At 70.9% G+C, this 20,453-nt stretch carries 20 protein-coding genes and 1 tRNA gene; 12 read left to right on the top strand and 9 right to left on the bottom strand.

Features of this window, described 5'->3' with window-relative positions:
• Positions 1 to 82 precede the first annotated feature (82 nt).
• The 3 genes from nhaA (at position 83) to BIV25_RS17145 (ending at position 3,056) form a co-directional block, all read left to right on the top strand.
• Positions 83 to 1,525 carry a Na+/H+ antiporter NhaA gene (gene nhaA / locus BIV25_RS17155; protein ID WP_071373216.1) on the top strand — a complete coding sequence of 481 codons (1,443 nt, stop codon included), beginning with the start codon at positions 83 to 85 and terminating at the stop codon, positions 1,523 to 1,525.
• A gap of 125 nt (positions 1,526 to 1,650) precedes the next feature.
• On the top strand, positions 1,651 to 2,139 hold the full coding sequence (locus BIV25_RS17150) for a phage holin family protein (RefSeq protein ID WP_071373215.1): 489 nt from the start codon (positions 1,651 to 1,653) through the stop codon (positions 2,137 to 2,139).
• Positions 2,136 to 3,056 carry an alpha/beta fold hydrolase gene (locus BIV25_RS17145; protein ID WP_071373214.1) on the top strand — a complete coding sequence of 307 codons (921 nt, stop codon included), beginning with the start codon at positions 2,136 to 2,138 and terminating at the stop codon, positions 3,054 to 3,056. The genes BIV25_RS17150 and BIV25_RS17145 overlap by 4 nt, the downstream gene beginning before the upstream one ends.
• Before the next feature lie 384 nt (positions 3,057 to 3,440).
• On the opposite strand, the gene BIV25_RS17140 is transcribed toward BIV25_RS17145, so the two are convergent.
• From BIV25_RS17140 to nth, 3 genes are all read right to left on the bottom strand, one after another.
• Positions 3,441 to 4,640, bottom strand: coding sequence for a MarP family serine protease (locus tag BIV25_RS17140; protein ID WP_071373321.1), 1,200 nt, complete (start codon positions 4,638 to 4,640; stop codon positions 3,441 to 3,443).
• A gap of 13 nt (positions 4,641 to 4,653) precedes the next feature.
• Entirely contained in the window at positions 4,654 to 5,349 is a 696-nt protein-coding gene (locus tag BIV25_RS17135) for a CoA pyrophosphatase (RefSeq protein WP_071373213.1), read from the bottom strand.
• A gap of 99 nt (positions 5,350 to 5,448) precedes the next feature.
• The gene (nth, locus tag BIV25_RS17130) at positions 5,449 to 6,276 is read right to left on the bottom strand and encodes an endonuclease III (RefSeq protein WP_071373212.1); all 828 of its coding nucleotides are present in this window, start codon (positions 6,274 to 6,276) and stop codon (positions 5,449 to 5,451) included.
• A 336-nt stretch (positions 6,277 to 6,612) separates the two neighbouring features.
• Between nth and BIV25_RS17125 the strand changes: the two genes are divergently transcribed.
• Together BIV25_RS17125 and BIV25_RS17120 are read left to right on the top strand one after the other, a co-directional pair.
• Complete coding sequence (locus tag BIV25_RS17125) at positions 6,613 to 7,287, top strand: Crp/Fnr family transcriptional regulator (RefSeq protein ID WP_014674022.1); 675 nt, start codon at positions 6,613 to 6,615, stop codon at positions 7,285 to 7,287.
• A 94-nt stretch (positions 7,288 to 7,381) separates the two neighbouring features.
• Positions 7,382 to 8,224, top strand: a complete 843-nt coding sequence (locus BIV25_RS17120) for a nucleotidyltransferase domain-containing protein (RefSeq protein ID WP_256255871.1) — start codon at positions 7,382 to 7,384, stop codon at positions 8,222 to 8,224.
• A gap of 25 nt (positions 8,225 to 8,249) precedes the next feature.
• Here the strand turns inward: BIV25_RS17120 and BIV25_RS17115 are convergent, their stop codons facing one another.
• From BIV25_RS17115 to BIV25_RS49290, 4 genes are read right to left on the bottom strand one after another with little or no spacing between them, the layout of a single operon-like run.
• A complete protein-coding gene (locus BIV25_RS17115; protein ID WP_071373210.1) occupies positions 8,250 to 9,080 on the bottom strand; it encodes an MBL fold metallo-hydrolase in 831 nt (276 codons plus the stop codon).
• Positions 9,077 to 9,961, bottom strand: a complete 885-nt coding sequence (locus BIV25_RS17110) for an NUDIX domain-containing protein (RefSeq protein ID WP_071373209.1) — start codon at positions 9,959 to 9,961, stop codon at positions 9,077 to 9,079. The genes BIV25_RS17115 and BIV25_RS17110 overlap by 4 nt, the downstream gene beginning before the upstream one ends.
• 57 nt (positions 9,962 to 10,018) lie before the next feature.
• Complete coding sequence (locus tag BIV25_RS17105; RefSeq protein ID WP_071373208.1) at positions 10,019 to 10,483, bottom strand: RidA family protein; 465 nt, start codon at positions 10,481 to 10,483, stop codon at positions 10,019 to 10,021.
• Positions 10,480 to 10,638 carry a DUF4177 domain-containing protein gene (locus tag BIV25_RS49290; RefSeq protein WP_071828754.1) on the bottom strand — a complete coding sequence of 53 codons (159 nt, stop codon included), beginning with the start codon at positions 10,636 to 10,638 and terminating at the stop codon, positions 10,480 to 10,482. Before BIV25_RS49290 ends, BIV25_RS17105 begins: the two co-directional genes overlap by 4 nt.
• 95 nt (positions 10,639 to 10,733) lie before the next feature.
• On the opposite strand from BIV25_RS49290, the gene BIV25_RS17100 reads away from it, so the two are divergent.
• Together BIV25_RS17100 and BIV25_RS17095 are read left to right on the top strand one after the other, a co-directional pair.
• Entirely contained in the window at positions 10,734 to 11,711 is a 978-nt protein-coding gene (locus BIV25_RS17100; protein WP_071373207.1) for an ArsA-related P-loop ATPase, read from the top strand.
• Positions 11,708 to 13,117: an ArsA family ATPase gene (locus BIV25_RS17095; RefSeq protein WP_071373206.1), complete on the top strand. Its 1,410-nt coding sequence runs from the start codon at positions 11,708 to 11,710 to the stop codon at positions 13,115 to 13,117. Before BIV25_RS17100 ends, BIV25_RS17095 begins: the two co-directional genes overlap by 4 nt.
• Positions 13,118 to 13,476: 359 nt before the next feature.
• Here the strand turns inward: BIV25_RS17095 and wblA are convergent, their stop codons facing one another.
• A complete protein-coding gene (gene wblA, locus BIV25_RS17090; protein WP_067046754.1) occupies positions 13,477 to 13,815 on the bottom strand; it encodes a transcriptional regulator WblA in 339 nt (112 codons plus the stop codon).
• A 493-nt stretch (positions 13,816 to 14,308) separates the two neighbouring features.
• On the opposite strand from wblA, the gene BIV25_RS17085 reads away from it, so the two are divergent.
• On the top strand, positions 14,309 to 16,633 hold the full coding sequence (locus tag BIV25_RS17085) for a transglycosylase domain-containing protein (protein WP_071373205.1): 2,325 nt from the start codon (positions 14,309 to 14,311) through the stop codon (positions 16,631 to 16,633).
• 124 nt (positions 16,634 to 16,757) lie between these two features.
• On the opposite strand, the gene BIV25_RS17080 is transcribed toward BIV25_RS17085, so the two are convergent.
• Positions 16,758 to 17,228 (bottom strand): GatB/YqeY domain-containing protein, encoded by a 471-nt coding sequence (locus BIV25_RS17080; RefSeq protein WP_071373204.1) that lies wholly within the window; start codon positions 17,226 to 17,228, stop codon positions 16,758 to 16,760.
• 94 nt (positions 17,229 to 17,322) lie between these two features.
• Here BIV25_RS17080 and BIV25_RS17075 point away from each other — a divergent pair, with 94 nt between their 5' ends.
• The 4 genes from BIV25_RS17075 to BIV25_RS17060 all read left to right on the top strand — a co-directional run bounded on the left by BIV25_RS17075 (position 17,323) and on the right by BIV25_RS17060 (position 20,426).
• Positions 17,323 to 18,255, top strand: a complete 933-nt coding sequence (locus BIV25_RS17075; protein WP_071373203.1) for a metallophosphoesterase — start codon at positions 17,323 to 17,325, stop codon at positions 18,253 to 18,255.
• A gap of 131 nt (positions 18,256 to 18,386) precedes the next feature.
• The gene (locus BIV25_RS17070; protein WP_071373202.1) at positions 18,387 to 19,145 is read left to right on the top strand and encodes a Pr6Pr family membrane protein; all 759 of its coding nucleotides are present in this window, start codon (positions 18,387 to 18,389) and stop codon (positions 19,143 to 19,145) included.
• Between the two features lie 66 nt (positions 19,146 to 19,211).
• A tRNA-Pro gene (locus tag BIV25_RS17065) sits at positions 19,212 to 19,285 on the top strand.
• Positions 19,286 to 19,673: 388 nt separating this feature from the next.
• Entirely contained in the window at positions 19,674 to 20,426 is a 753-nt protein-coding gene (locus tag BIV25_RS17060) for a hypothetical protein (protein ID WP_143076653.1), read from the top strand.
• The last annotated feature ends 27 nt before the right edge of the window (positions 20,427 to 20,453 follow it).

The raw sequence follows: 20,453 nt of genomic DNA, 5'->3' as shown, positions 1-20,453 counted from the left end.
AGCGTCAAGAGCGCGACAAAGGTGTGCCGGGAAGTCTGGTCGGCGAAGTGAGCCGTCCTGCCTACCCACCGGAGGTCCCGCCGTGACCGCGCCCCGCGCCCGCATCCACCCCCGCAAGGTCCTCGGACGCCTGTCCCTGCCCGAGCGGTCCTTCGTCGCGGACGCGCTGCGCACCGAGACCGTCGGCGGCATCCTGCTGCTGATCGCCGCCGTCGCGGCCCTGGTCTGGGCGAACATCCCCGCTTTGCGCCACAGCTACGAGGCCGTCAGCGACTTCCACCTGGGCCCCGGCGCACTCGGCCTGAACCTCTCCGTGGCCCACTGGGCCGCCGACGGCCTGCTCGCGGTGTTCTTCTTCGTCGCCGGCATCGAGCTGAAGCGCGAACTGGTCGCCGGGGACCTGCGCGACCCGCGGGCGGCCGCGCTGCCCGTGGTCGCGGCGCTGTGCGGCATGGCCGTACCGGCGCTCTTCTACACCCTCACCAACCTCACCGGACACGGCTCGACCCAGGGCTGGGCGGTGCCCACCGCCACCGACATCGCCTTCGCGCTCGCCGTCCTCGCGGTCATCGGCACCTCCCTGCCCAGCGCCCTGCGCGCCTTCCTGCTCACCCTCGCGGTCGTCGACGACCTCTTCGCGATCATGATCATCGCGATCTTCTTCACGGACCGGCTGAACTTCGCCGCCCTCGGCGGGGCCGTCGCCGCACTGGTGGTCTTCTGGCTGCTGCTGCGCAAGGGCGTGCGCGGCTGGTACGTGTACGTGCCGCTCGCGCTGGTGATCTGGGCGCTGATGTACAACAGCGGCGTGCACGCCACCATCGCCGGTGTGGCGATGGGACTGATGCTGCGCTGCACCACCCGCGAAGGCGAGCAGCACTCGCCCGGCGAGCACATCGAGCACCTGGTGCGCCCCCTGTCGGCAGGGCTCGCCGTACCGGTGTTCGCGCTGTTCAGCGCCGGGGTGATGGTCTCCGGCGGGGCGCTGCGGGACGTGTTCACCAGGCCGGAGACGCTCGGCGTGGTGCTCGGGCTCGTCTTCGGCAAGACGCTCGGCATATTCGGCGGCACCTGGCTGACCGCCCGCTTCACCCGCGCCTCGCTCAGCGACGACCTCGCCTGGGCCGACGTCTTCGCGGTGGCCTCGCTCGCCGGAATAGGCTTCACCGTCTCGCTGCTCATCGGCGAACTCGCCTTCACCGGTGACGCCGTCCTCACCGACGAGGTGAAGGCCGCCGTCCTCACCGGATCGCTGATCGCGGCGGTGTGTGCGACGGTGCTGCTGAAGATACGCAACGCCAAGTACCGCAGGCTGTGCGCGGAGGAGGAGCGCGACGACGACCTCGACGGCATCCCGGACGTGTACGAGCAGGACGACCCGGCGTACCACCTGCGCATGGCCGAGATCCACGAGCGCAAGGCCGCCGAGCACCGGCGCATCGCCGCCGAGCGGGCCGCTGTGGCCCGCGGCGGGCTTGCGGAAGTGGCGGGCGGGGCAGGCGAGGAGGACGACCGTCCGGCATGATCTGACGAGACGGTACAGAACAAGACGGCCACACAGCAGGACGGCCGGGCCGGACGGCCGCACAAGCGGGGTGGCCGGACCGGGCCCGACGCCTGCGGCACGTCAGACCTTTGAGGGAGAACGCGATGAGCGCACCCGACGGCAGCCCGGTCGGCGCCGAACGCAGCGTCGGCCAGCTGTTCGCCTCGGCGACGGCCGAGATGTCGGCGCTGGTGCACGACGAGATCGCGCTGGCCAAGGCCCAGCTGAAGCAGGACGTGAAGCGCGGCGCGGTCAGCGGCGGCGCCTTCTCGATGGCGGGCATGGTGCTGCTGTTCTCCCTGCCGATGCTCAACTTCGCCCTGGCCTACGGCATCCGGACCTGGAGCCACTGGAACCTGGCGATCTGCTTCGTGCTGTCCTTCGCGGCCAACGTGCTCGTCGCGATCCTGCTCGGGCTCATCGGCTTGGTGTTCGCCAAGAAGGCCAAGCGGAGCCAGGGCCCGCAGAAGGTGGCCGCCTCGGTGAAGGAGACGGCGAGCGTCCTGCAGAACGCCAAGCCGCACCCGCGCGCCGAGCTGCCCGAGGACCGCACCCCCACCGCCATCGAAGCTGTGGCACGCTCGTCGTCATGACCGACCCTGCCCCTTCCGACGTACGGATCGACGGTCCCTGGAGTCACCGGGACGTCGCCGCCAACGGCGCGCGCTTCCACATCGCCGAACTCGGCGACGGCCCGCTGGTGCTGCTGCTGCACGGCTTCCCGCAGTTCTGGTGGACGTGGCGGCACCAGCTGGTGGCACTCGCGGACGCGGGCTACCGAGCGGTGGCGATGGACCTGCGGGGCGTCGGCGGCAGCGACCGCACGCCCCGCGGGTACGACCCCGCCAACCTGGCGCTGGACGTCACCGGCGTGATCCGCTCGCTCGGCGAGCCGGACGCGGCACTGGTCGGTCACGACCTGGGCGGCTATCTGGCGTGGACGGCGGCGACGATGCGGCCGAAGCTCGTGCGCCGGCTGGCCGTGGTGTCGATGCCGCATCCGCGGCGCTGGCGCGCGGCGATGCTGCGCGACCTCCGGCAGACGGCCGCCGGATCCTACATCTGGGGTTTCCAGCGGCCGTGGATCCCGGAGCGTCAACTCACCGCGAACGACGGCGAACTGGTGGGGCAGCTGATCCGGGAGTGGTCCGGGCCGCGCCCGCCGGAGGACGAGGCGGTGGAGACGTACCGGCGCGCGATGTGCATCCCGTCGACCGCGCACTGCTCGATCGAGCCGTACCGCTGGCTGGTCCGCTCGCTGGCCCGCCCGGACGGCATCCAGTTCAACCGCCGGATGAAACGACCCGTTCGGGTGCCCACCCTGCATCTGCACGGCTCACTCGACCCGGTGACCCGCACCCGCAGCTCGGCCGGCTCCGGCGAATACGTCGAAGCCCCGTACCGCTGGCGGCTGTTCGACGGTCTCGGCCACTTCCCCCACGAGGAGGACCCGGTGGCCTTCTCCACGGAACTCGTCAACTGGCTGAAGGATCCCGAGCCCGACCGGTGACGACCACGGTCCGCGGGTGACGGTCTGCCAATGACCGTACGGTAACAGGTTCGATGCGTGGAGTATCCGGTTCCTGAACACTTGTCCCTCGAACGGCCACATGCCTGCCGCATAGGCCAATTGGGGGGCGCGGAGGCGGTTATCGACCTTCTGGCGGGGCACACGTCGGGGTATGGGCTGGACGCACGACAGTGACGCACCCCGCAACCGCCGCTCGGCCACCGGTCCGGGCACGCCTCAGCGAGGCACTCCGCAACTCGCGGAAGCGGACCTGCGCGTAGGGATCCCGCGCATCCTGCGCCGCCGGGCCCGCTGGGTCTCGGTACGCCTTCGCCACCCGCGCGGCTGACCCCTCGGGCGCCTCTCACCGAGGCGCACCGAGGCTCACAGGGCGCAGCTGTCCGTTCCCACCTCTTCGGTCGCCATGCGACCGCGGTCCGCGTCGGGGCGGATCTCGTCCGCCGTGAGGGCGTAGCCGGTCTCGGCGTCGTCGAGGGACTTGGCGAACACCACGCCGTACACCCGGCCGTCGGGGGTGAGCAGCGGGCCGCCCGAGTTGCCCTGGCGCACCGTCGTGTAGAGCGAGTAGACGTCGCGGCTGACCGTGCCCCGGTGGTAGATGTCCGGGCCGTTGGCCGTGATGCGCCCGCGCACGCGCGCGGCGCGCACGTCGTACGAGCCGTTCTCGGGGAAGCCCGCGACGATCGCGCCCTCCCCGCCGGACGCCTCATGGCCGGAGAACCGCAGCGCGGTCGCCCTCAGGTCCGGTACGTCGAGTACCGCGATGTCGCGCTTCCAGTCGTACAGGACGACCTTGGCGTCGTACCTGCGGCCCACGCCGCCGATCTGCACGGTCGGTGCGTCGACCCCGCCGACCACGTGCGCGTTGGTCATGACGCGGCGGTCGGCGAAGACGAAGCCGGTGCCCTCCAGGACCTTGCCGCAGCTCTGCGCGGTACCGGTGACCTTGACGATGGAGCGCTGGGCGCGGGTGGCGACCGGACTGCCGGCGAGGGCCGGGTCGGGCGGCCGTACGTCGTTGATCGGCTCGTTGGCGAACGGGCTGAAGACCTGCGGGAAGCCGTTCTGCGCGAGGACGGTGGAGAAGTCCGCGAACCAGGTGTCGGCCTGCGCGGGCAGGGCCCGGGAGACCCCGAGCAGCACCTTGGAGCCGCGCACCTCCTTGCCGAGCGTCGGCAGGGTGGTGCCGGCGAGGGCGGAGCCGATCAGCCAGGCGACCAGCAGCATCGCCACGACGTTGACGAGCGCGCCGCCGGTGGCGTCCAGGGCGCGGGCCGGGGACCAGGTGATGTGCCGGCGCAGTTTGTTGCCGAGGTGGGTGGTCAGGGCCTGGCCGACGGAGGCGCAGACGATGACGACGACCACGGCGACCACGGCCGCGGTGGTGCCGACGTTCGCCTTGTCGGTCACGGCGTCCCAGATGACAGGCAGCGTGTACACGGCGACGAGGCCGCCGCCGAGGAAGCCGATCACCGACAGGATGCCGACGACGAAGCCCTGGCGGTACCCCACGATCGCGAACCACACGGCCGCGAGCAGCAACAGGATGTCCAGCACATTCACGGACGACACCCTGTCATGACCGCCAGTCGAGCGGGACCCGCTTCTCTCTGTCCCAGGCGCGCTCCCAGCCCGCGTAGTGCAGCAGGCGGTCGATCACGCCGGCCGTGAAGCCCCACACGAGGGCCGATTCGACCAGAAATGCCGGGCCTCGGTGTCCGCTGGGGTGGATGGCGGTGGCGCGGTTGGCGGGGTCCGTGAGATCCGCCACGGGGACCGTGAAGACCCGTGCCGTCTCGTTCGGGTCGACGACGCCGACCGGGCTGGGCTCGCGCCACCAGCCGAGCACGGGCGTGACGACGAAGCCGCTGACCGGGATGTAGAGCGCGGGCAGCACGCCGAAGAGCTGGACGCCGGACGGGTCGAGGCCGGTCTCCTCCTCGGCCTCGCGCAGCGCGGCTCTGAGCGGCCCGTCGGCGCGCGGATCGCCGTCCTCGGGGTCGAGCGCGCCGCCCGGGAAGGACGGCTGCCCGGCGTGCGAACGCAGGGAGCCGGAGCGCTCCATCAGCAGCAGCTCCGGCCCTTGCTCTCCCTCGCCGAACAGGATCAGCACGGCCGACTTCCGCCCCGAGCCGTTCTCCGGCGGCAGGAAGCGGCTCAGCTGGAGCGGCTCGACCGTCTCGGCCGCCTTCACCACCGGCGCCAGCCAGTACGGCAGCCCGTCCTTGCTGAGCGTCACCGCACCGCCCCGCGCCTCACCGGCCGTCGTCATCGCCCCAGCCCCCTCGCCTCTGCCCGTACAACGCCCGAGGGCCCCGAGATCGTTCCGCCACGCGGCGGGTTCGCTCCGCTCCGTGGCGGGATCGCCGCGTCACGCGGCCCCCAGCGGCGGGGCCGGCCGGCCGCCCGCGTCGAGGTACGCCTGCGGAGGGTTGAGGCGCTGGCCGGGAAAGCCGCCCTTCTCGTACTTCAGCAGCTTCTTCGCCTTCTCCGGGTCGGTCTCGCCCTCGCCGTAGGCCGGGCAGAGCGGGGCGATCGGGCAGGCGCCGCAGGCGGGCTTGCGGGCGTGGCAGATGCGGCGGCCGTGCCAGATGACGTGGTGGGACAGATCGGTCCAGTCGCTCTTCGGGAAGAGCGCGCCGACCGCGGCCTCGATCTTGTCCGGGTCGGTCTCCTCGGTCCACCGCCAGCGCCGTACGAGCCGCTGGAAGTGGGTGTCCACGGTGATCCCGGGCCGCCCGAAGGCGTTGCCGAGCACGACGAACGCGGTCTTGCGGCCGACTCCGGGCAGCTTGACGAGGTCTTCGAGCCGGCCGGGCACCTCGCCGCCGAAGTCCTCGTTGAGGGCCTTGGAAAGGCCTATGACCGACCGGGTCTTGGCCCGGAAGAACCCGCAGGGGCGCAGGATCTCCTCGACCTCCTCCGGGTTCGCGGCGGCGAGGTCCTCGGGGGTCGGGTACGCGGCGAAGAGCGCCGGGGTCGTCTGGTTGACGCGAAGGTCGGTGGTCTGCGCGGACAGCACCGTGGCGACGAGCAGCTGGAAGGGGTTCTCGAAGTCCAGCTCGGGGTGGGCGTACGGGTACACCTCGGCCAGCTCGCGGTTGATGCGGCGGGCGCGGCGGACCAGGGCCGTGCGGGACTCGGCCGCCGGAGCCTTCGCGGCGGCCTTCCTCACCGGTTTCTCGGCAGCCTCCGCCATGGCGGCCGGTTTGACCGTTTTTCCGGTTTTCTTACGGCCGCCGGAGCTCTGTTCGCCCACAGCGGAATCACGACGTACAACCACCCGCTATGCCCCCTTGGCCTGTGCTCTCACCGGTGATTTGGACACCCGGCCAGCCTAGAGCCCGCCACCGACATCCGCCCCGGACCCGGAAGATCGGCCCCCGATTGGACCCCTGACGCTTACCCCGGCACACCTGTGCGGCATCCTTGTGACAGATCACACTGTTTGGACCGTCCGGCAAAATGGGGAGCACGGTCCCCTGGTACACGGGGGAGCAAGATCCCCTGAGCAGGTCGACAAGGGAGAGAACTCGTGGACGACGTTCTGCGGCGCAACCCGCTCTTCGCGGCGCTCGACGACGAGCAGGCCGCGGAGCTCCGCGCCTCCATGAGTGAGGTGACCCTCGCGCGCGGTGACTCACTGTTCCACGAGGGCGACCCGGGTGACCGGCTGTACGTCGTCACCGAGGGCAAGGTCAAGCTGCACCGCACCTCCCCCGACGGCCGCGAGAACATGCTCGCCGTCGTCGGCCCCGGTGAGCTGATCGGCGAGCTGTCGCTGTTCGACCCGGGCCCCCGTACGGCCACGGCGACCGCGCTGACCGAGGTCAAGCTGCTCGGCCTCGGCCACGGCGACCTCCAGCCCTGGCTGAACGCCCGCCCCGAGGTGGCCGGCGCCCTGCTGCGCGCCGTCGCCCGCCGACTGCGCAAGACCAACGACGCCATGTCGGACCTGGTCTTCTCCGACGTCCCCGGCCGCGTGGCCCGCGCCCTGCTGGACCTCTCGCGCCGCTTCGGCGTGCAGTCCGAGGAAGGCATCCACGTCGTCCACGACCTCACACAGGAGGAGCTGGCCCAGCTGGTCGGCGCCTCGCGCGAGACCGTGAACAAGGCCCTGGCGGACTTCGCCCAGCGCGGCTGGCTCCGCCTGGAGGCGCGCGCCGTGATCCTGCTGGACGTGGAACGGCTCGCCAAGCGCTCCCGATAGGTCCCGTGGGCGTCGGGCGCCGGACAGGCGGTGTTCACCGTCCGGTACCCGAAAATCAGCTGCTGCGGACAGGGACAGGCGCGACAGTGGCCGCATGGCTGAAACGATGCGACGTCCCCGTCTCGACGCCCTGCGTCCCGGCCTCGACGACCTGGGCTTCATCGCGCGCGAAGGCTCCCTCGCGCGCGTGCCCGGCGCTTTCCGGCCGGTCGTGGCCGACGCACGCGACCGGGTGATGGACCTCTTCGGGACGCGCCTGCACAGCGCGTACCTCTACGGGTCGATCCCACGCGGCACCGCGCGCGTGGGCCGCAGCGACCTGGACGTGCTCGTCGCCCTGCGGGAGGAGCCGACCGAGGCGGACCGGGAGGCCGTACGGGCGTTGGACAAGGCCGTCGACAAGGAGTTCCCGCAGATCGACGGGGTCGGCACGCTGTTGTCCAGCCGGGACCGGGTGCTGAGCGAGCTGGAGCGGTACGACCTGGGCTGGTTCGTGGCCTGTATGTGCACCCCGCTGCTCGGCGACGACCTCGCCGAGTACCTGCCGCGCTACCGGCCCGACTCCCTGCTCGCCCGTGAGACCAACGGCGACCTGGCGCTGTTCCTGCCCCGCTGGCAGGAGCGGATCGCGGGCGCCGAGGACACCGAGCCGGCCCGGCGCCCCCTCGTGCGCTTCATGTCCCGCCACCTCGTGCGCACCGCCTTCACCCTCGTCATGCCCCGCTGGAACGGCTGGACCAGCGACCTGCACGAGATGGCCGACGCGTTCGGCGGCTACTACCCGCAGCGCGCCGCGCAGCTGCGCACGGCGGCGGAGTACGGCTACGAGCCCGTCGGCGACCCCGAGGTGCTGCGCACGTACGTGGACGACCTCGGCCCCTGGCTCGCCGCCGAGTACACGCGCGTGCACGGCATCAAGGCACCCCGGCCCGATTAGCCGGGGCCGGGAGCCGGGGGCCGGGCTAGATCAGGCCGTGTTCGGTCAGGTAGTCCAGCTGGGCCCGTACCGACAGTTCCGCCGCCGGCCACAGGGAGCGGTCCACGTCGGCGTAGACGTGGGCGACGACCTCGGCGGGGGTGGCGTAGCCGTCCTCGACCGCCGTCTCCACCTGGGCGAGCCGGTGGGCACGGTGGGCGAGGTAGAACTCGACGGCGCCCTGGGCGTCCTCCAGGACCGGCCCGTGGCCCGGCAGGACCGTGTGGACGCCGTCGTCCACCGTCAGGGAACGCAGCCGGCGCAGGGAGTCCAGATAGTCGCCCAGGCGGCCGTCGGGGTGCGCCACGACGGTCGTACCGCGCCCCAGGACGGTGTCGCCGGTCAGCACCGCCCGGTCGGCCGGGAGATGGAAGCTCAGCGAGTCCGCGGTGTGCCCGGGGGTCGGGACGACCCGCAGCTCCAGACCGCCGACGGTGATCACGTCCCCGGCGGCCAGGCCCTCGTCGCCCAGGCGCAGCGCCGGGTCGAGGGCACGCACGCGCGTGCCGGTGAGTTCCGCGAACCGGGCGGCGCCCTCGGCGTGGTCCGGGTGGCCGTGCGTGAGCAGAGTCAGGGCTATGCGCCGGCCGGCCTGCTCGGCGGTGTCGACCACCGCGCGCAGATGGCCGTCGTCCAGCGGGCCCGGATCGATCACCACGGCCAGGTCGGAGCCGGGCTCGGCGACGATCCAGGTGTTGGTGCCGTCCAGGGTCATCGCCGAGGCGTTGGGCGCGAGGACGTTGACGGCCCGTTCGGTGGCGGGGCCGGAGAGCACCGCGCCCCGGGGCTGGCCCGGCAGCGTGCCTGCGTCGGTCATGCGGGGCCTCCTCCGGTCGGACCGGGGGTCGTCGGGACGTGCTTGGTGAACTCCTCGTGCCCCGGCCAGGACAGGACGATCTCGCCGTCCAGCAGACGCGCGGTGGCCATCACCGGCGTCATGTCACGCGCGGGCGCGGCGTCCAGCGCCTCGGCGGCGGTGCCGTACGGCAGCAGCTGCCGCAGGGTGGCGATGGTGGGCGGCATCATCAGCAGCTCGCCCTTGTCGTAACCGGCGGCGGCCTCCCCGGGCCGGATCCACACCGTGCGGTCGGCCTCCGTGGAGGCGTTCCGGGTGCGCTGCCCCTGCGGGAGGACGGCCACGAAGAACCAGGTGTCGTAGCGGCGGGACTCGAACTCCGGGGTGATCCAGCGGGTCCATGCGCCCAGCAGGTCAGAGCGCAGCACCAGGGAGCGCCGGTCGAGGAACTCGGCGAAGGACAGCTCGCGCGCGACCAGCGCGGCCCGGTCCGCCTCCCAGTCCTCCCCGGTGGTGTCGCCGACGACCGAGTCCGCGTCGGGCCCCGCGAGCAGGACACCCGCCTCCTCGTAGGTCTCGCGCACGGCCGCGCACACGATCGCCTGGGCGCCCGCCTCGTCGACGCCGAGCCGCTGCGCCCACCACGCGCGCACGGGGCCCGCCCAGCGCACCTGACGGTCGTCGTCACGCGGGTCGACACCGCCCCCGGGATACGCGTACGCGCCTCCGGCGAAGGCCATGGAGGCGCGTCTGCGCAGCATGTGGACGACCGGACCGGCCCCGGTGTCTCTCAGGAGCAGCACGGTGGCCGCGCGCCGGGGGGACACCGGGGTGAGGGTGCCGTCCGCGAGCGCGCGGATGCGGTCCGGCCACTCCGGGGGGTACCACTGACCGTTCGCCATGGCCGGAGGCTATCCCGTGCAGTGCGAATGTTCGAGAGGTACCCGAGGTCAGCGGGCCTACGGAAGCAGCTCGACCTGGATCTCGACCTCGACCGGCGCGTCCAGCGGCAGCACCGCGACGCCGACCGCGCTGCGCGCGTGCACGCCCTTCTCGCCGAGCACCTCGCCGAGCAGTTCGCTGGCGCCGTTGACGACACCGGGCTGCCCGGTGAAGTCGGACGCGGAGGCGACGAACCCGACGACCTTCACCACGCGCGCGATGCGGTCGAGGTCACCGGTGACGGACTTCACGGCGGCCAGCGCGTTCAGCGCGCACACGCGGGCGAGGTCCTTGGCCTCCTCCGCCGTCACCTCGGCGCCCACCTTGCCGGTGACCGGCAGCTTGCCCTCGACCAGCGGCAGCTGGCCCGCGGTGTACACGTACACACCGGTCTGCACGGCCGGCTGGTACGCGGCCAGCGGCGGTACGACGTCCGGCAGGGTCAGGCCCAGTGCGGCCAGCTTGGCCTCGACCGTGCTCATGCCTGCTTCTCCCGCTTCAGGTAGGCCACGAGCTGCTCGGCGTTGGGCCCGGGCACGACCTGGACGAGTTCCCAGCCGTCCTCGCCCCAGGTGTCCAGAATCTGCTTCGTGGCATGGACGAGCAGCGGCACGGTTGCGTATTCCCACTTGGTCATGGGCCGACTGTAGCCGCTGTGCCGGGAGCGGCTGTGACCTGCGTTATCCACAGCCTCCCGCGTGAGTGTCGGCCGGACTGGTTAGTCTCGAAGGCGTGAGCAGGCTCCAGGTCGTCAGCGGCAAGGGCGGGACCGGAAAGACGACGGTCGCCGCCGCACTCGCGCTGGCCCTCGCGACCGAGGGGAAGCGGACGCTTCTCGTGGAGGTCGAGGGCCGGCAGGGCATCGCCCAGCTCTTCGAGACGGAGGCGTTGCCGTACGAGGAGCGGAAGATCGCGGTCGCTCCGGGCGGCGGGGAGGTGTACGCGCTCGCGATCGATCCGGAACTGGCCCTGCTGGACTACCTCCAGATGTTCTACAAGCTGGGTGGAGCCGGCCGGGCCCTGAAGAAGCTCGGCGCCATCGACTTCGCCACCACCGTCGCCCCGGGCATCAGGGACGTCCTGCTGACCGGCAAGGCGTGCGAGGCGGTGCGCCGCAAGGACAAGAGCGGGAGGTTCGCGTACGACTACGTCGTCATGGACGCCCCGCCGACGGGCCGCGTCACCCGCTTCCTGAACGTCAACGACGAGGTGGCGGGCCTCGCGAAGATCGGCCCGATACACAATCAGGCGCAGGCCGTGATGCGGGTGCTGAAGTCCCCGGAGACAGCCGTGCACCTGGTGACGCTGCTGGAGGAGATGCCGGTCCAGGAGACCGCCGACGGCATCGCCGAGCTCCGCGCGGCCCGGCTCCCGGTGGGCCGCGTCATCGTGAACATGGTCCGGCCCCAGGTGCTGGACGCGGCCGACCTGGAACTCGTACGGACCGTGGGACGTTCTTCGGTCGCACAGGCCCTCTCGGCCGCGGGGCTCGGCGGGGCCCGGCGCGGCGGTCACGCGGAGAAGCTGGTGGACCCGCTGCTGCGGCAGGCATCGGAGTACGCCGAGCGGTACGCACTGGAGCAGGAGCAGCGCGCGGTCCTCGGCGAGCTGGACCTGCCACTGGGCGAACTGCCGCTGCTGGCCGAGGGCATGGACCTGGCGGGGCTGTACGAGCTCGCCACCGAGCTGCGGAAGCAGGGGTTGTCATGAGTCCGGACCCGGCCGAGGCCCCCGAGACGGCTCCCGAGGCGTCCGAGACGGCTCCCGAGGCGTCCGAGACCGCTGAGGGGCCCGAGCGGGCGCGCGCTCTCGTCCCCGCGCGCGTGCTGGAGGTCGACCCGCTGCTGGACGACCCGAAGACCCGGATCGTGGTGTGCTGCGGCTCGGGCGGCGTCGGCAAGACGACGACCGCGGCGGCGCTCGGCCTGCGGGCCGCCGAGCGGGGCCGTAAGGTCGTCGTGCTGACCATCGACCCGGCCCGCCGGCTGGCCCAGTCGATGGGCATCGACTCCCTCGACAACGTCCCGCGCCGGGTCAAGGGCACCGAGGGCGACGGCGAACTGCACGCCATGATGCTCGACATGAAGCGCACCTTCGACGAGGTCGTGGAGGCGCACGCGGACTCCGAGCGGGCGGCCGCGATCCTGGCCAACCCCTTCTACCAGTCACTCTCGGCGGGCTTCGCGGGCACGCAGGAGTACATGGCGATGGAGAAGCTGGGGCAGCTGCGCGCGAAGGACGAGTGGGACCTGATCGTGGTCGACACCCCGCCGTCCCGCTCCGCGCTGGACTTCCTGGACGCGCCCAAGCGGCTGGGCTCCTTCCTGGACGGCCGCCTCATCCGCCTGCTGACGGCCCCCGCCAAGCTGGGCGGCCGCGCGGGCATGGCCTTCCTCAACGTCGGCATGTCGATGATGACCGGCACGCTGGGCAAGCTGCTGGGCGGTCAACTGCTGAAGGACGTCCAGACGTTCGTGGCCGCGATGGACACCACCTTCGGCGGCTTCCGCACGCGCGCGGACGCCACGTACAAGCTGCTCCAGGCGCCCGGTACGGCGTTCCTGGTGGTCGCGGCGCCGGAGCGGGACGCGCTGCGCGAGGCGGCGTACTTCGTGGAGCGGCTGGCCGCGGAGCGGATGCCGCTGGTCGGCCTGGTGCTCAACCGCGTGCACGCGAGCGGGGCCGACGAGCTGTCGGCCGAGCGGGCGCTCGCCGCCGCGGAAAATCTTGAGGACCCCCGCATTGTCGATCAGGGGGGCGGGAAAGCTGGACTTCGTAACTCTCCCGACACGTACGGCAGTTCACAATCTCCCGCATCATCTCCCGCAGCCGAGGCCGCGAGCGGCACCCCTGCTTCCGAAGAAGGCTCCCCCGCCGACGCGGAGCGCCCCGTCGACCGGCTCACCGCGGGTCTGCTGAGACTGCACGCCGACCGCATGCAACTGCTCGCGCGCGAGCGGCGCACGCGCGGCCGTTTCGCCGCCCGTCACCCCGAGGTGGCGGTCGTCGAGGTGCCCGCGCTGCCCGGTGACGTCCACGACCTCACGGGCCTGCGCGACATCGGCACGCGGCTGGCCGCGGGTGCCCGGGCGCAGGGCGCCGCGGGTGAGCGATGAGCAAGGGCGTGACAAGCATCGCGCCAAGGGCAAGGCGCCGTACACGCGCAGGCAGATGAGCGCATACGGATGACGCGCGCGGACGCAGAACACCCCCCGGCGGAGCCGCGGGCCATGCCCGCAGACACGCGGGACCGCACATCAGCCAACGCGAGGCGTCTCTCATGGCGAGGCGGGCCGCAGGCCGATCGTGGCGTCCCCAGGTCCAGACCCGATCGGCGCTTGCCGGCCCTATGCCTCGTAATCCCTCTGGCCCCGTAGCCCTGTAGCTCTCTGGCCCTACAGCCCCCTGGCAGTGGCCATGGCCGTGGCCGCGGTCTGACGGTGTTCCTCCGGGCGTGTGCCGGAGGGACATGCCCTCAGCTGACGGCCGCGTAGTGCTCGTACACCTCGTCACTGTCGAGGGGCACGATTCCGGTGCCGCGCTCGTACTCCGAGCGGGCCGTCTCCAGCAGCCTGCGCCACGAAGTCACCGTGGGCCGCCGGCGCAGCAGTGCGCGGCGCTCCCGCTCCGTCATGCCTCCCCACACGCCGAACTCGACGCGGTTGTCCAGCGCATCGGCCAGGCACTCGGTGCGTACCGGACATCCGGTGCACACCGCCTTGGCCCTGTTCTGCGCTGCTCCTTGAACGAACAGTTCATCCGGATCGGTAGTGCGGCAGGCAGCCTGCGCACTCCAGTCGGTTACCCAGCCCATACCGGCGCCGTCCTCTCCCGAATCGAGGCTCCCCCACGGCGGCAGCGGCATATTCACCGCCGCCAGTTGAGGACGTTACGGAAGGTGGGGACAGCGCAACACCCCCTTCGGGCCCAATCTTGAATGGCCCGAACGGACTATGGGTAAGCGGCAGATCACCCGCGGGAGTGAGCTGGCGACATACACGACCATCCCGGCAAACCAGGACAGCTGCGGTGCGCTACATCGGGCACCGGATGACACACGAGGCGGATTCGGACACGTGCCCCTCAGAGAACCGGACACGTCCCCGTGGAAAAACCGGGATACGACCGGAACGATTCGGGGTCGCCGGACGTATTGATACGTGACCGCACTGCTGTGACAGTTGAGAGCAGCTTAGGCCAAGGCCTACGCGCGTGTCCGGCGATTGAGAAGGTAGACGTCTCGCTTTGCCGTGCCGTGACGCGGGTGCTCCATCGGAACGCTCGGAAGTACGGATTAGGCTGCCCTCATGCCAAAGAAGCGCTCGGGTGGTGGTCTGTCGCCAACGCAGCAGGCCGCCAAGTTCCTCGGTGTCAGTGTGCTCGCCGGAGCCGTGATGGCGGGCATCGCACTGCCCGCGGCCGGCGCGCTCGGCCTCGTGGCCAAGGGGTCGGTCCAGAGCTTCGACGAGATCCCGGCCAACCTCAAGAGCCCCCAGCTGAGCCAGCGCACGACGATCCTGGACAACCGGGGGAACCAGATCGCGTCGGTCTACTCCCGCGACCGCACGGTGGTCGACCTCAAGGACATCTCGCCGTACATGCAGAAGGCGATCGTCGCGATCGAGGACTCGCGCTTCTACCAGCACGGCGCGATCGACCTGAAGGGCGTGCTGCGCGCGCTGAACAAGAACGCGCAGAGCGGCGGGGTCGCCCAGGGCGCCTCCACGCTCACCCAGCAGCTGGTGAAGAACTACTTCATCGAGGAGGCCGGCGACGACCCGACGAAGGTCGCCGAGGCCACCCAGCAGACCATCGGCCGCAAGATCCGCGAGCTGAAGTACGCGATCCAGATCGAGGACCAGCTCGGCAAGAAGAAGATCCTTGAGAACTACCTGAACATCACCTTCTTCGGCGAGCAGGCCTACGGCGTCGAGGCCGCCGCCGAGCGGTACTTCTCCAAGCACGCCAAGGACCTGAACCTGCAGGAGTCGGCGCTGCTCGCGGGCATCGTGCAGTCCCCGAGCCGCTACGACCCGGGCAACGACGAGGCGGAGGCCACCAAGCGCCGCAACACCGTCCTGCAGCGCATGGCCGAGGTCGGCGACATCTCCCAGAAAGAGGCCGACCAGGCCAAGGAGACGCCGCTCGGGCTGCACCCGAGCCAGCCGAAGAACGGCTGCATCACCGCCGTCCGCGGCGCCGGCTTCTTCTGCGACTACGTGCGCGACGTCGTCCTGACCGACCCGGCCTTCGGCAGGACCAAGGAGGTCCGGGCGAAGCTGTGGAACCAGGGCGGTCTGACGATCCGTACGACGCTCGACCCGCAGGCCCAGGACTCCGTCCAGGCGTCCGTCAAGAACCACGTCTACCAGACCGACCCGGTGGCCACGGCCGCCACCATCGTCGAGCCCGGGACCGGCAGGATCCTGGCGATGGGCCAGTCCCGCCCGTACGGCTTCGGCAAGAACGAGACGCAGATCAACCTGTCCGTGAACGAGAACATGGGCGGCGGCGCCGGCTACCAGCCCGGTTCGACGTTCAAGCCGATCGTCGCGGCGGCCGCGATCGAGGGCGGCAAGCCCCCGACGCAGCAGTACTCGTCGCCGTACGAGATGCCGTACCCGAGCCCCGTGCAGGCGTGCGACGGCAAGGTCTGGCGCAACGACCCGAACAACCCGGCCAAGCTCACGAACGAGAACGAGTCCGAGCGCGGCCCGATGGGCATGAAGGAGGCGACCGCCAAGTCGGTCAACACCTACTACGTGCAGCTGATAAGCGACATCGGCATCTGCCCGGTGACGCAGATGGCGCAGAAGATGGGCGTGGCCCGCGCCGACGGCCGCAAGATCGACCAGGCCCCCTCCATCGCGCTCGGCACCCAGGAGATGTCCCCGCTGACGATGGCGAGCGCGTACGCCACCTTCGCCTCGCGCGGGACGTACTGCACCCCGGTCGCCATCACGTCGATCACCCAGAAGGTCGGCAGCGCGGAGAAGTCGCTGCCGGTGCCGAAGACGTCCTGCTCGCGCGCGATGTCCGAGAAGACCGCGGACACGGTCAGCACGCTCCTCAAGGGCGTGGTCGAGGACGGCACGGGCCAGGAGGCCGGCCTCGGCGACCGCCCGAGCGCGGGCAAGACGGGTACGACGGACCAGCGCTACGCGGCCTGGTTCGTCGGCTACACCCCGAACATGGCGGGCGCGGTCTGGGTCGGCGACCCGGCCCACAAGCGCCAGATGACCAACATCACCATCGGCGGCGTCCCGTACGACAAGGTCTACGGCGGCCAGGTGCCCGGCCCGATCTGGCGCGACATGATGACCGGCGCGCTGGCGGGCAAGCCCGCCCCGGACTTCCACCTGATCGACATCCCCGACGACAACAAGGGAAAGGGGGACGGTCAGGGAAAAGGCCGAGGGGGGGCCAACGGGGGCAGGAACGGGGGCAACACGGGGCTGATCGGCGGCCTGATCGGCGGGCTGACAAACGGCGGCACCGCTGACGGCGGCACCACGGGCGCCACGACCGGCGGCCCCGCCCCCACCCCGACCTTCTCCCTGCCCGGCGGCTTCATCCAGGGCCAGGGCAACGGCGGGACCAACGGAACCGGGAACGGCGGCGTCTTTCCCTAGGCGAACCGTGACCGGCAGGTATGTGTATGCATACGGCGGCGGGGCCGCACCCTGGAGAAAAGGGGTGCGGCCCCGCCGCCGTACTCGATCACCCGGTCGTTCGGTCCCGGTCCGGCCGGTCGACTCAGCCCTGGAGCAGCTGCTGCTTGACCGCGGCGGCGACGCGGCCGCCCTCGGCCTGGCCGGCCACCTTCGCGTTCGCGATCTTCATGACGGCGCCCATGGCCTTCGGGCCCTCCGCGCCGCCGGCCTTCGCCTCGGCCACGGCCGCGGCGACGATCGCGGTCAGCTCCTCGTCCGACAGCTGCTTGGGCAGGTACCCGGCGAGGACCTCGCCCTCCGCCTTCTCCCGCTCCGCCGACTCGGCACGGCCGCCCTGCGCGAAGGCGTCGGCCGCCTCACGGCGCTTCTTCGCCTCGCGGGTGATCACCTTGAGGACCTCGTCGTCGGACAGCTCCCGCTTCTCCTTGCCCGCGACCTCCTCCTTGGTGATCGCGGCGAGCGTCAGCCGGAGCGTCGAGGAGCGCAGCTCGTCACGCTCCTTGATCGCGGCGTTGAGGTCGTCGTGGAGCTTCGACTTGAGCGTGGTGGTCATGAGGTCGATTGTCGCAGGTGTGCGGCGGCGAACGCCCGTTGTTTTAGCCGCCCGCCCGTCTTCCCGCCCTCCGCGGGTCTGACACGATGGGCGTATGCGCGCGCGATACGGAGTACCCCTGGGAATCATGGCGGCAGGCGCCGCCGGTCTGGCGTACGCGGCGGGCTTCGAGGCCCGCTCCTTCCGCCTGCGACGGGTGACGGTGCCGGTCCTCCCGCCGGGCATGCGCCCGCTGCGCGTGCTCCAGGTCTCGGACATCCACATGGTCGGCGGCCAGCGCAAGAAGCAGCGCTGGCTCCAGTCGCTGGCGGGCCTGCGCCCGGACTTCGTGATCAACACCGGCGACAACCTCTCGGACCCCGAGGGCGTCCCCGAGGTCCTGGACGCACTCGGCCCCCTGATGGAGTTCCCGGGCGCGTACGTCTTCGGCTCCAACGACTACTACGGCCCCAAACTCCGCAACCCCGCCCGCTACTTGATGGAGAGGACGAGCGGCCGGCACGGTCTGAACGGCAACAAGCCGGCGGTGGGCGCCATCCACAACCCGTGGGAGGACCTGCGCGACGGCTTCGACTCGGCGGGCTGGCTGAACCTGACGAACACGCGGGGCGTGCTCAAGGTCGAGGGCGTGTCGATCGAGTTGACGGGCCTGGACGACCCGCACATCAAGCGCGACCGCTACGCCCATGTCGCCGGCGGCCCCTCGGGGACGTACGACTTCTCCTTCGGGGTGGTCCACGCGCCGTACCTGCGCACGCTGGACGCCTTCACGGCGGACGGCTACCCCCTGATCCTGGCCGGCCACACCCACGGCGGCCAGCTCTGCATCCCCTTCTACGGTGCCCTGGTCACCAACTGCGACCTCGACACGGACCGCGTGAAGGGCCTGTCCACGCACACGGCGGAGGGCAACACCTCCTACCTCCACGTCTCGGCGGGCTGCGGCACCAACCGCTACACCCCGGTCCGCTTCGCGTGCCCGCCGGAGGCGACACTGCTGACGCTGGTGGGACACGAGCGGGAGTAGGCAACCGGCGGGGGCGGAGGGACCTCCGGGACGAGCGAGGCCGGCGAAGGCCCATGAGTCCCGCCCTGCGGTGTAACCCGATCGGCCCAACCCGCATGGTCCACCCTCACCCCCGCTCCTAGCGTGAGGGCATGACCGCACCGATACCCAGGGACATCCCGGACCTGCCCGCGGTCCCGGGCCCGCCCCTGCTGCTGCCCGCCCCGGTCCCGGCGACGGCCGTGGTGGCCCCGGTCCGCCGCCCCGTGGTCGCGCTCTTCCGCCTCCTGATCGCCCTGGCGGCGGGCGGCGGCGTGGCCCTGGAGCTCCTGCTGGGCAGCCCGGCCCGCGTCCTCAGCTACTTCAGCGTCCAGACGAACATCCTGCTGGCCGTGGTCATGCTGCTGTCGGCGGCACGGACCTGGCGGGCCCGCCGCCCGCTGCCGTCCGCAGTGACAGGCGCCACACTTCTCTACGCCGTGATCACGGCGCTGGTCTACCACCTGCTCCTCGCCCACACGACGCCCCCGTTCTCCATGACCGGCGCGACGACGGCACCGGCCCGCTGGCACGGCCAGTGGGCGACCCTCCAGATCCTCCACACGGTGATCCCGGCGGCGGTCGTGCTGGACTGGCTGCTGCTCACCCCGTCGGCCCGCCTGCACCTGCGCCAGGCCGCGGCCTGGCTCCTCTACCCCCTGGCCTACCTGGCCTTCTATCTGATCCGAGCAATGTTCCTCGCCCCCTCGAACCCCGCCCGCTACCTCTACCCCTTCCTCGACGCCGGCGCCCACGGCTACCGCGGCGCCCTGGCCAACGCCCTCCTCCTGGGCCTCGCGATCTACGGCCTGGCCGTTCTCCTGGTGGCCCTGGACCACACCCGCCCCACACCGGTCCGCCGCCGCGTCTAAACCGGATTTCGTCTACAGCCACCGGTGGGCTAAAGTAAACGACGTCGCCGCGAGAAGCAGCGACACCGGGGTGTAGCGCAGCTTGGCAGCGCGCTTCGTTCGGGACGAAGAGGTCGTGGGTTCAAATCCCGCCACCCCGACGCCGTAGTACCAGGTCAGGGGCCTGATCCACCGAGTGGATCAGGCCCCTGAGTGGTTCCTGGAGATCGTTTGGGAGAAATCTGGGAGAAGATCTTGGTCGGCTTCTCCCAGAGGGCGCCAGCTGCCCCCAACTGATCACCACGCCACTGAACCTCGCTCATGTGCGCGTTCGTGAACTCGGCCCATGCGCCCCGGAGCCGCGCGACTGATCCGCATCGGCAAAACCAGCCGAACATTAGACGACTACGGTCACGTAAGGACCAATCGCGATCCAAGTTTGGTCGCAAGGCATCATCCTGCGCCTGGACAGGCGCCGCCAGGGGCAGCCACGCGAGCATGGCCTCCACAGTCGTGCACGAGAACGCGGTGCAGCGGAAGGTGAAGCCCATGGCCAAGCTCACGGAAGAGCAGCGTCGGCAGCGAGCTGCCAAACGCGCTCTGCGCTCGGCACTCGATGCCGAAGCGGATGACCGGCGTCGCCGTGAGCGGGATGAACGGTGGAAGCGGGAAGGTACGCGCCTCAGCTGGGCGGAGTACGTGGCAGGTGAGCCGTGTCGGGGTTGTGGACAGCCCATGAAGGACGGGCTGGGGAGCTGGCCGCCCCTCATGAAATTGTCCGAGTCTGAGAAGCGAGAGTACGAGGAAGCCGACCGGGGGTTCCGCGAGCGGCACGTCGACTGCCGGAATGGTCGGTGGACCATCAGCGGTTCCCGGGCGGCACATTGCTGCTTCTGTTGCCCGCCGCCACCGATGAGTCCGAAGCAGATCGAGAGGCTCGACAGGTTGATCGCTTCCTGGCCCTCACGCGAGGAACGCAAGAAAGACCTCGACACCTGGAACCTCACCCTCCGATGCGATCACGTGGTGCCACACATTCAGCATCGCGATCACACCTACGTTTCCACCCACGTCGTCGACTGCCCGGAATGCGGGGAGCGTCGCGGAGTGGTGAGCAGTGAGCGAGTGGGGCCCGCGTACAGCGATGACGGGACCATCCGTGAACGTTCGGCAGCGGCTCGGGAGCGGCTCGCACAGGATCTGTCGGCTGCCGAGGCGAAGCTGGCGCGTCAGCAGAAGAACGCGGTAGCGACCCAACGGCGTATAACCGAGCTCAAGGAAATGCTCGGCAATGAGTCCTGACGGAGCGAAGCGCAGTTGGCGTCGTCA

The sequence above is a fragment of the Streptomyces sp. MUSC 14 genome (assembly GCF_001866675.1).
Taxonomy (GTDB): Bacteria; Actinomycetota; Actinomycetes; order Streptomycetales; family Streptomycetaceae; genus Streptomyces.
Note: the sequence above shows the minus strand (reverse complement) of the source record. Positions and strands in the feature narration are given on the sequence as shown.